Annotated in this window: 14 protein-coding genes; 7 read left to right on the top strand and 7 right to left on the bottom strand. The window is 63.9% G+C overall.

From position 1 onward, the window contains the following. Positions 1-197 precede the first annotated feature (197 nt). Positions 198-512: an XRE family transcriptional regulator gene (locus tag VNZ93_RS20970; RefSeq protein ID WP_325709838.1), complete on the top strand. Its 315-nt coding sequence runs from the start codon at positions 198-200 to the stop codon at positions 510-512. A 116-nt stretch (positions 513-628) separates the two neighbouring features. On the opposite strand, the gene VNZ93_RS20965 is transcribed toward VNZ93_RS20970, so the two are convergent. From VNZ93_RS20965 to VNZ93_RS20950, 4 genes are all read right to left on the bottom strand, one after another. Then, entirely contained in the window at positions 629-841 is a 213-nt protein-coding gene (locus VNZ93_RS20965) for a hypothetical protein (RefSeq protein WP_325709835.1), read from the bottom strand. Then, complete coding sequence (locus VNZ93_RS20960) at positions 838-1,074, bottom strand: hypothetical protein (protein ID WP_325709832.1); 237 nt, start codon at positions 1,072-1,074, stop codon at positions 838-840. The genes VNZ93_RS20965 and VNZ93_RS20960 overlap by 4 nt, the downstream gene beginning before the upstream one ends. Positions 1,075-1,271: 197 nt before the next feature. Then, a complete protein-coding gene (locus VNZ93_RS20955) occupies positions 1,272-2,237 on the bottom strand; it encodes an amidohydrolase family protein (RefSeq protein WP_325709829.1) in 966 nt (321 codons plus the stop codon). 209 nt (positions 2,238-2,446) lie between these two features. Continuing rightward, positions 2,447-2,842: a DUF4112 domain-containing protein gene (locus VNZ93_RS20950; RefSeq protein ID WP_325709826.1), complete on the bottom strand. Its 396-nt coding sequence runs from the start codon at positions 2,840-2,842 to the stop codon at positions 2,447-2,449. 83 nt (positions 2,843-2,925) lie between these two features. Between VNZ93_RS20950 and VNZ93_RS20945 the strand changes: the two genes are divergently transcribed. The 3 genes from VNZ93_RS20945 (at position 2,926) to VNZ93_RS20935 (ending at position 6,316) form a co-directional block, all read left to right on the top strand. After that, on the top strand, positions 2,926-3,522 hold the full coding sequence (locus VNZ93_RS20945) for a hypothetical protein (RefSeq protein ID WP_325709823.1): 597 nt from the start codon (positions 2,926-2,928) through the stop codon (positions 3,520-3,522). A gap of 91 nt (positions 3,523-3,613) precedes the next feature. Then, complete coding sequence (locus tag VNZ93_RS20940; protein ID WP_325709820.1) at positions 3,614-4,852, top strand: putative DNA modification/repair radical SAM protein; 1,239 nt, start codon at positions 3,614-3,616, stop codon at positions 4,850-4,852. A 3-nt stretch (positions 4,853-4,855) separates the two neighbouring features. After that, positions 4,856-6,316, top strand: a complete 1,461-nt coding sequence (locus tag VNZ93_RS20935) for a UdgX family uracil-DNA binding protein (RefSeq protein WP_325709817.1) — start codon at positions 4,856-4,858, stop codon at positions 6,314-6,316. On the opposite strand, the gene VNZ93_RS20930 is transcribed toward VNZ93_RS20935, so the two are convergent. Both VNZ93_RS20930 and VNZ93_RS20925 read right to left on the bottom strand, forming a co-directional pair. Continuing rightward, complete coding sequence (locus tag VNZ93_RS20930; RefSeq protein ID WP_325709814.1) at positions 6,317-7,204, bottom strand: diacylglycerol/lipid kinase family protein; 888 nt, start codon at positions 7,202-7,204, stop codon at positions 6,317-6,319. Between the two features lie 86 nt (positions 7,205-7,290). Next, positions 7,291-7,701: an acyl-CoA thioesterase gene (locus tag VNZ93_RS20925; protein WP_325709811.1), complete on the bottom strand. Its 411-nt coding sequence runs from the start codon at positions 7,699-7,701 to the stop codon at positions 7,291-7,293. A gap of 92 nt (positions 7,702-7,793) precedes the next feature. Between VNZ93_RS20925 and VNZ93_RS20920 the strand changes: the two genes are divergently transcribed. Next, a complete protein-coding gene (locus VNZ93_RS20920) occupies positions 7,794-8,153 on the top strand; it encodes a hypothetical protein (protein ID WP_325709809.1) in 360 nt (119 codons plus the stop codon). A 52-nt stretch (positions 8,154-8,205) separates the two neighbouring features. Here VNZ93_RS20920 and VNZ93_RS20915 read toward each other — a convergent pair whose 3' ends face one another. Next, a complete protein-coding gene (locus VNZ93_RS20915; RefSeq protein ID WP_325709806.1) occupies positions 8,206-8,601 on the bottom strand; it encodes a hypothetical protein in 396 nt (131 codons plus the stop codon). Between the two features lie 379 nt (positions 8,602-8,980). Between VNZ93_RS20915 and VNZ93_RS20910 the strand changes: the two genes are divergently transcribed. Beyond that, positions 8,981-9,796, top strand: coding sequence for a lytic murein transglycosylase (locus tag VNZ93_RS20910; RefSeq protein ID WP_325709803.1), 816 nt, complete (start codon positions 8,981-8,983; stop codon positions 9,794-9,796). Positions 9,797-9,902: 106 nt separating this feature from the next. Then, entirely contained in the window at positions 9,903-10,088 is a 186-nt protein-coding gene (locus VNZ93_RS20905; RefSeq protein ID WP_325709800.1) for a hypothetical protein, read from the top strand. Positions 10,089-10,346: the final 258 nt, after the last annotated feature.

The raw sequence follows: 10,346 nt of genomic DNA, 5'->3' as shown, positions 1-10,346 counted from the left end.
ATCATTAGGAGCGGACGGCCGACCCAGAGCGTCCCGGAGGCAGGATTACGAGCCCCACCCGCAGGCGCCGCCCTCATCCCGCGTCTCGTGGCGTCCCTGGACACGCCCCTCTTTGGGATGAGGTGAATAGGAATATAGTCTCTTTCTCGAACTGTGTCAAGCGTCGTTATGATGTGCCGCGAATGGAGGAATTTTGAATGCCCGGAATCAGCGGACGCCAGATCGCCGCCGCACGCGCGCTGGCAGATATCAGCCAGAAGGATCTCGCGAGCAGAGCACGCATCCCCCTCGACGATCTGCTGCGGCTGGAAGCGTACGGCGCAGCTTTGCTGCCGGACGACAAGCACACGGAAGCGATCCGCAATGCGCTCGAGAGCTTCGGCGCGGTCTTTGTGCCTGAAGGCCACGGCCTCGGCGCCGGCGTACGCCTGAAATTCTCACGGCAGGATGTGAGACAGATCAGCCGGCTGGAATCCGAAGGGGGCCCGGCGCGCGACGACGACGTGCCGTAGCACCGCGCACAACGATATTAATCGACCGCCGCTTGATCCCCAGCAGACTCAAAACGTCCCGCATCACGACCCGGACTCGATGCCGCGATAGATGGCCATGCCGAAACGCGCGGACCTCAGACCACCGCCTCTTCGGCGCGGCGCAGATCATGTTCCGGCACCACGCGATCGTGTTTTTCGTTCGTCGAGCGGATGCAATAGCGCGGCTCGTTCGAGTCGCAGGGAATGAGTCGCACGATCTGATAGCGACCGGGTGCAGCCGATCGCAGTGTCGACGGTATGATATCGACCCACTCGCCAATCTTGAATTGATGCAGGCGGTCCGTCATCTGTGTTCTCCGTTCGCGACCGACTGCTCGATCAGATCGATCAGGCAGCCAAGATTCTTGTTAATCTCACCCATCTGATTGGCGGCACATTCTTTTGCATCGCGCGGTTGCCTATGACCACGAAGGCAAGCACGCAAACGACGCTGGATGATGGTGAGGAGGACGTCGTCCAATCTGCAACCCGCAGGCAATGGCCGAATCGCGGGGCCGCAAGCTGCATCCATTTTCACCATGGACCCATTCAGCGGCGGTTACCAGCTAAATCGAGCCACCAGCCGCGTTAGTTCAAACGGGCTTATTCTTGACACGATCGGCCAAGGCAGAGCGTGCTGAACTAAAAGCGCTGCATCGCGCCTGAAAACGGAACGCACAAACGCATCGACTGAATTCCGGGGCGCGCTTCCACGCGCCCCGGAACAAACGCAAAATGTCATAACTTCAGCAGCGTCTTCGCGTTGCCTGAGAGGATTTTCACCTTGTCCTCGTCCGACAGCGGAATGGTGTCGACCCAAGCGGTGCCAGGCGGGTTCATCACGAACGGCCAGTCGACGGCAAACAGAATGCGATCGACGCCCATCTCCATCACGGTGCAGAGCAGCGCCGGATTGGAAAAGAAGCCGGATGTCGTGACGTAGAAATTCTTGCAGAACACATCGCGGAAGCTCATCGACTTCTGGCCCGGCCGCGACAGCGCCTGATCGATGCGCCAGACGAGGAACGGCAGCGTCTCGCCGAGATGGCCGAGAACGATCTTCAGCTTCGGATGCTCCTGGAACATCCCGGACAGGATCATGCGGATCGCGACCGTCGCAGTCTCGACCGTGAAGCCCCAGGCAGCGCGGATCACCATCGGGTAATCCTTGATGTAGTCCTTGTAATAGGCGTCCATCACCGCGGGGTGCGGGATCGAGGGATGCAGATAGACCGGCACGTCGAGCCGCTCGGCCTCCGCGAAGATCGGACGCAGCGACTTGTCGTCCAGCCAGACGCCGTTTGCGAGACCGTGGATCATCGCGCCCTTGAAGCCGTTGCCGATGCAGCGCTCCAGTTCCGCCGCCGCGGCCTGCGGATCGGATGTCGGCAGCGCGCAGAAGCCGGCAAAGCGCGTCGGGTGCTTTGCAATCGCTGCAGCGAGGCGATCGTTGACGCGCTTCGTCAGCGCAATGCCTTCGGCACCGGTGAGTTGTTGCGCGGACGGCGAACCATGCGAGATCACCTGCATGTCGATGCCGGCTTCGTCCATCTCGCGGATGCGCAGTTCGCCGAGATCGCGCAGGCGCCTTTCCTGCTCGGGATTGTGCGTCGCGCGGCCGATGCCGGCATAGGTCGCCGACAATTCCTCGTCCCAGTAATGCTCCTCGATGGCGATGACCGGACAGGCAGGTTTCTTGAGCATCGTTTTCCCCCAGCATGAATTTTGTCGGAGGTGTGTAGCACACGACGCGTTCGGTGCGCTCCCTTCCCCGGCGAGGGAGAGGGTTGGGGTGGGGGTCAAGTTGTTTTCACATTCCGGAAAGGACCCCAACCCGACTGCCATCGCTGCGCGGCGGCAGTCGACCTCCCCCTTTCAGGGGGAGGTAAGGAGCGCGCAAGCGAAAAGAGCGTCTACCGCCCTGCCCGATCGAGATGCTCGTGCAGGATGCGAACGTTCCGGCGATTGGCGCGCCAGAGCACATCGAACACGTCGCCCGCGACTGGCACGGCGCCGATCAGGCCGTCGACCGCGACATTGCCGAGCATGCGCGCGAGCACATGTTTCGGCGCACCAAGCTTGTGCGCCTCATAGACGATGTAGAGCGACAGCGCCGTGGTGACGACATCGCCGACGCCCGGCGCGAGGCCGATCAGGCTGTCGGCGCCGAAGCGGAATTTCGTGAACGGGATCACGAAGCGCGTGTCGAGCAGCGTCGCCAGCCACTCAATGCGGGCGATGCGCTCGGCGCGGGTCGCGGAGCGGGTGAAGCGTGCGCTGCGGGCGTGTGCTGCGAAGGCTGCGTTCATGGCGCGCCTCACATGGTGAACCGCGCCCGGATTGCAAGATTGGAACTTTCGTGCATCACGCCCGGCGCGCTAATCTGAATGGGATGACAGCCAGCGCGCCAGCAACCGAATATCCGCTCTATTTCCGCGACGGCGACGGCTTCGCGTGGTCGGTCTCGACGCGCGGACTGAAGCTCGATGACAGCGGCCTCACCTTCACCAGCGAGCGCGAGACGCGAACGATCCGGTTTTCGGAAATCCGCGCGATCCGCCTGCACTCGGCCTTTGCGCGGGCCAACGAGACGCCTCTCGGCATCTGCACGATCGACTTCGGGACGTGGCGCACGCTGACAGTGTTCAGCGGCAATAGCGGTCTGACCGCTGACGAAGCGCAGCGCTCCGACTACCACGCCTTCGTACGAGACTTTCACCGCCGCATCCCGCAGACCGATCGCGCGCGCATTGCCTTCCAGGGCGGCCTGAACGACACGCGCCATTTCATCGTCAGCGCGGCGATGCTGGTCGGAGCCGCGATCTTCGTCGTGCTGCCGCTTGTCCTGCTCTTCATAGTGCCGAGTTTGCACACGCTCGGCGTCGCCGCTGCGAGCTTTGGCCTCGCTTATGCTGGCTGGAAAAGCTGGCAGCGGAACCGTCCGCGCTCCTATTCGCCGGACCGCATCCCCGACGATCTGCTCCCGTGACGGAACCCGAGTTCCAGCTTGCGCTTGCGGGCGCGGCAGAGCTAAAGAACAAAACGAGAACTATTAAGACCGGTCACGCGTTAAACGAACCATGCCGCTCTCACTTGCCCAGAAGCTCGAAATCCTCGCCGACGCCGCGAAATACGACGCGTCCTGCGCGTCATCCGGCGGCGCAAAGCGCAACGCCCGCAACGGGGGGATCGGCTCGGTGACCGGCGCCGGTATCTGCCATGCGTACACGCCGGACGGACGCTGCGTGTCCTTGCTGAAAATCCTTCTGACCAATTTCTGCATCTATGACTGCGCCTATTGCGTGAGCCGACGCTCGAGCAATGTGCGGCGTGCGCGCTTCACCGTCGACGAGGTGGTGAAGCTCACGCTCGATCTTTACCGGCGCAATTGCATCGAGGGACTGTTCCTGTCGTCCGGGATCGCACGGTCGGAGGACGATACGCTGACCGACCTTGTGCGTGTGGCACGCACGCTGCGTGAGGAGCACGGCTTTCGCGGCTATATCCATCTCAAGACGATTCCGGGCGCCAGCGAGGAGCTGATCGCGGAAGCCGGTCGCTACGCCGACCGGCTGTCGATGAACGTGGAATTGCCGACCGACAGCGCCTTGCAGGATTTCGCGCCCGAAAAAAGTGCGGCCAGCATCCGCAAGGGACTTGCGGCGACGCGGCTGCGGATCGAGGCGTCGAAAGAAGTCCACAAACGGCCGGCGGGCAAGACCAGACCGCCGCACTTTGCGCCGGCCGGGCAATCCACCCAGATCATCGTCGGCGCGGACGCGACCACCGACCAGACCATCCTCGGCGCGACCACGACGCTGTACTCATCCTACGCGCTGAAGCGCGTTTATTACTCCGCCTTCTCGCCGACCGGTCATCCCTCGCAGAAGCTCGCCGCCCGTCCGGCGCCGCTGATGCGCGAGCACAGGCTCTATCAAGCCGACTGGATGCTGCGCTTCTACGGCTTCGACTTGCCGGAGATTGGCAGCGCGATGAGCGGCGGCATGCTCGATCTCGAGATCGACCCGAAGCTCGCCTTCGCGCTGGCACATCGCGAGCGCTTCCCTGTCGACGTCAATGCTGCCGACCGCGAGACCTTGCTGCGCGTACCGGGCTTCGGTACGCGCGCCGTCGATCGCATTCTTGCTTCGCGGCGCTCTGGCGTACTGCGTTATGACGATGTGGCGCGCATTGCCGGAGCGATGGTGCGCGCACGTGAATTCATCGTGACGCCCGATCATCGCCCGCGTGCGCTCGATGCCGCGCACCTGCGCGAGCGGTTCGTGCGCGCGCCAAAACAACTGTCCCTTTTCGGCTAACGCATGTTCGCGGTGACGCTCGACCATGACGCAGACGAGGCGGCGTTTCGCGCGGTTGCGAAACAATGTATCGCGCATGCGCTGTCGCCGAGATCGGTCGCATTCGTTTCTCCAGATGAGCCGACGCTGCTGCCGCAGCTTCCCACTGATACGCACGAGGACATCGCGATCAGCGTTCCGCGCAGCTTTGCCACGCTGATGCACGACGCGGTCTGCCACAGCGCGTCCGACCGCTTCGCCCTGCTCTACGACGTGCTCTGGCGCATTTGCGGCGGCGAGCGCGACCTCGCCGAACGCGCCAGCGACCCGCATGTCGCGCGACTGATGGACTATGCGCATTCGGTGCGCCGCGACATCCACAAGATGCATGCTTTCCTGAGGTTTCGCGAACGCCAGGTCGAGGGCCGCACGGTCTATACGGCCTGGTTCGAGCCGCATCATCATATCCTGCGGCGCGCAGTGCCGTTCTTCGTCGACCGCTTCAGCAACATGGATTTCCTCATCGCAACACCGCGCGGAACAGCGATCTGGCAGGACCGCACGCTCAGTTTCAATCCCCCGGCGGAAAGATCGGCCGACGAAGCGCGCGACGAGGTGCTCGACGGCCTCTGGCTCACTTATTACCGCACGACCTTCAATCCGGCGCGCCTGCGACTGAAGTCAATGGTCAACCACATGCCGCGCGATTTCTGGAACAACATGCCCGAAACCGCGCTTATCCCGGACATGGTGATGGATGCGGCGCCACGCGTTTCCGGGATGATGGACATGAGAGCCGATCAACCAGAGTTGTTCGCGGAACGGATCGCGGGCCGCATGGCAAAGAGCAAGGCGCAACACAGCGTGCCGGAGGACCATGCCGAGGGCAGCTTGAGCGCCATGCGACGCAAGGCGGAAACCTGCACGCGGTGCCCGCTTTTCAGGAACGCGACGCAAACCGTGTTCGGCGAGGGTCCGCGCAACGCGCCGGTCGTATTTGTCGGCGAACAGCCCGGCGATCAGGAAGACCTTGCAGGCAAGCCATTCGTCGGACCAGCCGGGCAGTTGTTTGATCGTGCGCTTGCGGATGCCGGCCTCGACCGCAGCCGTGCTTATGTCACGAACGCGGTGAAGCATTTCAAATACGAGCCGCGCGGCAAGCGGCGCATCCACAAGAAGCCGAATGCGGGCGAAGTTCATGCCTGCCGCTGGTGGCTGGACGGCGAGATCGCGGCGATCAAGCCGGCGCTTGTTGTGGCGCTTGGCGCGACTGCGACTCTGGCGCTGACGCACCGAGCGCTGTCGGTCACAAAGGTGCGTGGACCTTACGACTTCGCGGGGCAAAGCGGGTTCATCACCGTCCACCCATCCTATCTCCTGCGCCTGACCCGAGAGCCCGGCGACGACAACGCAAAACGCGAATACGAGGCATTCGTGCGCGACCTGAAAAAGGTTGGAGAACTCGCACCGGCCATTCGCGCCTGATTACAGCGACAGCACTGTCAGGGCGCCGGGCCGGATTTCGTAGCGCAGCGGAATACGCTCGCGCCGCAATTCCCCATCGGTGGCGGCGAAGGTGCGAGGGCGGCGCCGTCCGATCGCGACATGACGCGCGGTGATCGTACGGATGCCATCGGTGTCATCGTCGTTGCGCCAGGTGCCGGTGAGGAGGTTGGCGCTGGCCTTGAGCTTGGACAGCGCTCCGGCGTGCTCGGCGATGTGGACTTCCAGGACGCTTTCGTCGAGGGATGGACGGCGCCAGTCCGGCCCGAAGCGGTTGTTGGTGATCAGCACCGCCAGCGCTTCCACCTGCTCGCGCCTGCTATCGGTGCGGATATCGAGCGTGAAGGGATAGGTTCGCTGCAACGCGCGGAGTGCCGCCAGACCGACGCCGAACAATCGCCCGAGCTTGTGGCCCCGCACCTCTTCGCGGGCGCGGGCCATCTCGCTGAAAAACCCGAGCCCCGACAGGGAATGAAATGAGCGGCCGTTGACGCGGGCGAGATCGACCTTGCGCGGCCGCGCATCGCCGATCGCTTCAATGGCTTCTTCGATATTGGCCGGCATGCCGAGGTCGCGCGCGAACAGGTTCATCGTACCGAACGGCAAGACGCCAAGCGTCTTCGATGTGCCCCCGAGGGCGTGCACCGCGGCGTTCACCGAGCCGTCTCCACCGCCCACGATCAAGGTGGAAATCTCGCTCTGTGCCGCGCGCTCGATTTCATCCCTGAGCGAGCCCGGCCGCACCAGCCGGATCTCAACGTCCTCCGAGCGGTCCTTCAAAGAGGAGGCAAGCGCGTCGCACACGCGCTCTGCACCGGCGTCGATGATCGCGCCAGCACGTGCATTCAGGAGGACGAGCGTCTTGGCCATCCATCAGACCCGGTGTGAGGCGGGGATACACCGGATCGATGCATCCTAAATGACGGCCCTGCTAACGCGCGAAAGGCATATTCGTTTCAGGCCTGGACCGTATCTCGCGGGATCGGACGCGGCCGGCCTTCCTCGTCGATGGCGACGAAGGTGAAATTCGCGTCGGTCACCTTCTCGTGGTGGTGCGTCATGAACCGGCGCGCCCAGGCCTCGATGTGGATCTTCATCGAGGTCCGCCCGACCTTTTCGACGTCCGTATAGACTTCCAGCACATCGCCGACCTTGACCGGCCGGATGAAGGTCATCGCCTCGATCGCGATCGTGACGACGCGGCCCTTGGCCCGCTCGACCGAAGCAATGCCGCCGGCCTGATCCATGCGCGAGAGAACCCAGCCGCCGAAGATGTCGCCATTGGCGTTGGTATCCGCAGGCATCGCGATCACCCGCACGGTGAGCGAGCCACGCGGCCTGCCGTCGGTTGTCGTCTCACCTGTCATGAATCGCTTTCCGCCCTTGTGCTGCCACCATGCCTGTATGCAATGCTTCGCCGTTCGACGCCAAGGCGGTTCTGGCAGCAGAACGCCGCCGGATGCAGCCCAAACCCTGGTCATCCATGCCCGGAGTTCGTCTCATACCCCGCGACCCGCTTTACCGGCTTCTGCTCGTGAATCTTGCGGCCGGCGTGGCCGCGGCGCTGATCCTGATGGGCGGGCTGCTACTGCTCAATCCCGCGAACCTGCGCGGTCTGATCCTGTCGGACGCTTCGCCCGGGACCGCACTGGCGCTGCTGCTGTTCGGCTTTGTGATCACGTTCGGCAGCGCGGCCATGGGCACGGCGATCATGACGATCGGCCGGCGACGCAGGCCGCCCTCCGGCGGCAAGCCTGCGGGCTCCGATCCGCTCGCGGTGCGGGCGACCGTGCGCGGGACCACGGCCCCTATCCGCTGATTGAGGTTGGTCCACCCGCGCCATCATGAGAATGGCGGGGCGCATTTCGCGCTCAGTTGCGCTCCGGTCCGTCCTCGACATGGAAACGATGCAGGACGCGGTGAAACACCGGGGCCAGGATGAGAGCGGCCGCGATCAGAATGATGAGGCCGGACAGCAGCGCGTAAAAGCCGGCGAACACCTTGGCATTCGGGTTCTTGAGATCGTCGAACACGCCCATCCCGGACAGGATCATGGCCGCGTTCACGAACGAGTCGACCAGACCCATCCCCTCGAAATAGGCGTAGCCCGCCATACCGATCGCAAGACCTGCAGTGGTCACCGCGCCCCACAGCACGACCGCCAGCCCCATGCGCGCAACAAAGACCGGGCGCGCGGCGACGCGCTCGGTTCGATGCTCGAGCCTCGCCAGCCGCCCAAGGCCGATTGCGCGCTTGAGTGATGTCATGGAAGTGCAGGTCCGATTCGGCTTCGCACATGATAGGCCAAGCGCGGACGCCGCGCCGGCCAAGGCAGCAAAGTCGTCATCCAAAAGAGACCCGGCCACACGAACCTTGCCCGCCGCAGCGCGTTTCACCTTCAGGCACGCGCCGCGTGGCAACCGGCCGCAACGGGGATGTCGGACGCAGTTGATTTTGCCGGTTTCTGACTGCGACACCAACGCATCGGTACGCGTCGGCGTCTAACCCGTTCGCGGCGCGTGCTTTATTGGCTCCAAAACGGGCAGATGCACGTTTCGGCGCGCGGAACTGCCGCGGCCGGTCACTTCTAAAGCCACAATTGCCGTGCGATATTGGCCCGGATTTCCGAACACCGAGGCCTTCCGCATGTCCCCCCGATTGCCTGCCCTGCCCGCCGCGATGTGCATCTTCGCGCTGTGCCTCTTCGCGACGCCCGCGGCCGCCGTGCAATGCGGCGGCGATTTCAACGCCTTCATCGCGAATTTCTCCCGCGAGGCCGTCGGCAAGGGCATCTCGCAGGGCGTGATCGCGCAGGGCTTTGCCGGCATCACGCAGGACCCGAAGGTGATGGAATTCGACCGCCGCCAGCGCGGCACCTTCAAGAAGACCTTCGAGGAATATGCCGCGACCAGAGTCGGCGCCGCGCGGGTCAATCGCGCCAAGCAGATGATGAAGAAGCACGCGCCGCTGCTTTCCCGCGTCGAGCAGCAATTCGGCGTGCCGAAGGAGCTTGTGGTCGCGATCTGGACCATGGAAACCGACAACGGCGCCGACATGGGCAAGCTGCCGGTGATCCGCACGCTGGCGACGCTGGCGCATGACTGCCGGCGCACCGACCTGTTCCAGCGCGAATTGTTCGCCGCCCTGCAGATCCTGCAGCGCCAGGACCTGCCGCAAAAGGAAATGATCGGCGCCTATGCCGGCGAGATCGGGCAGACCCAGTTCCTGCCCTCGTCCTACATCAAGTATGGCGTCGACTTCGACGGCAGCGGCCATGTTGACCTGCGCCGCTCGGTGCCGGACGTGCTCGCCTCGACTGCGAACCTCCTCAAGATGAATGGCTGGCAGCGCGGGCAGCCCTTCAACATGGGCACGCAGAATTTCGAGGTGATGCGCGAGTGGAACCGCTCCGAGGTTTACCGCCGCACGCTGCATTACTTCGCCGAGCAGCTGAAGCAGTAGCGCCGCCGGCTTTCCACCGGCTTCGACCAAAGACTCCGCCGCGACTATTGCAACGCAACACAAAATGTGTTGCGATGCACCATCGTCGTGATGGCGGAGGGCCCCGGTGGCGAGTGCGAAGTTCCTCCTTCGGCGGGCGATGGCCTGTGCCAGGCTTGCCAGGGAAACCGAAGACGACGAGTGCCGCGAGCGCTGCCTGCGCCTCGAGCGGCTTTACCTGCAGATGGCCGATGCCGAGGGCGCCCCGGGCGCCCCGGACCTCTCTGACGACCGCACCACGCTGCATTCCTGACATTTTCGCCTGACGCTCCTGCCCGACGGCATGGGCGGCCGCGCTGTGCGTGGCGCGACGATCCTTATTGCAGACATGCGATGCGGCCCTGTTGTTTGAAGGCGCGGGCGCGCCGTTAGTCCCTCCTGCATTCCCTCCCTTCCAGCTGGCGCATATCGGGATAGCCCGACATGCGCGCCGCAAGGGCGCGCGGAACGCCGGGCTTCCGGGAAGCCCGCAGCCTCGTGTGGTGCCCCGCTTTCACGGGGCATGATAGGC

The organism is Pseudorhodoplanes sp., assembly GCF_035565795.1.
Lineage (GTDB): Bacteria > Pseudomonadota > Alphaproteobacteria > Rhizobiales > Xanthobacteraceae > Pseudorhodoplanes.
The sequence above is the reverse complement of the archived record's forward strand: the minus strand, read 5'-3'. Positions and strand labels throughout refer to the sequence as shown.

What these genes read in the sequence shown, in the direction of transcription:
- VNZ93_RS20960 (WP_325709832.1), bottom strand. Translation starts at nt 1,074, where the DNA reads ATGGTGAAAATGGATGCAGCTTGCGGCCCCGCGATTCGGCCATTGCCT.
- VNZ93_RS20940 (WP_325709820.1), top strand. Translation starts at nt 3,614, where the DNA reads ATGCCGCTCTCACTTGCCCAGAAGCTCGAAATCCTCGCCGACGCCGCG.
- VNZ93_RS20950 (WP_325709826.1), bottom strand. Translation starts at nt 2,842, where the DNA reads ATGAACGCAGCCTTCGCAGCACACGCCCGCAGCGCACGCTTCACCCGC.
- VNZ93_RS20920 (WP_325709809.1), top strand. Translation starts at nt 7,794, where the DNA reads ATGCAGCCCAAACCCTGGTCATCCATGCCCGGAGTTCGTCTCATACCC.
- VNZ93_RS20945 (WP_325709823.1), top strand. Translation starts at nt 2,926, where the DNA reads ATGACAGCCAGCGCGCCAGCAACCGAATATCCGCTCTATTTCCGCGAC.
- VNZ93_RS20935 (WP_325709817.1), top strand. Translation starts at nt 4,856, where the DNA reads ATGTTCGCGGTGACGCTCGACCATGACGCAGACGAGGCGGCGTTTCGC.
- VNZ93_RS20955 (WP_325709829.1), bottom strand. Translation starts at nt 2,237, where the DNA reads ATGCTCAAGAAACCTGCCTGTCCGGTCATCGCCATCGAGGAGCATTAC.
- VNZ93_RS20965 (WP_325709835.1), bottom strand. Translation starts at nt 841, where the DNA reads ATGACGGACCGCCTGCATCAATTCAAGATTGGCGAGTGGGTCGATATC.
- VNZ93_RS20925 (WP_325709811.1), bottom strand. Translation starts at nt 7,701, where the DNA reads ATGACAGGTGAGACGACAACCGACGGCAGGCCGCGTGGCTCGCTCACC.
- VNZ93_RS20915 (WP_325709806.1), bottom strand. Translation starts at nt 8,601, where the DNA reads ATGACATCACTCAAGCGCGCAATCGGCCTTGGGCGGCTGGCGAGGCTC.
- VNZ93_RS20910 (WP_325709803.1), top strand. Translation starts at nt 8,981, where the DNA reads ATGTCCCCCCGATTGCCTGCCCTGCCCGCCGCGATGTGCATCTTCGCG.
- VNZ93_RS20970 (WP_325709838.1), top strand. Translation starts at nt 198, where the DNA reads ATGCCCGGAATCAGCGGACGCCAGATCGCCGCCGCACGCGCGCTGGCA.
- VNZ93_RS20930 (WP_325709814.1), bottom strand. Translation starts at nt 7,204, where the DNA reads ATGGCCAAGACGCTCGTCCTCCTGAATGCACGTGCTGGCGCGATCATC.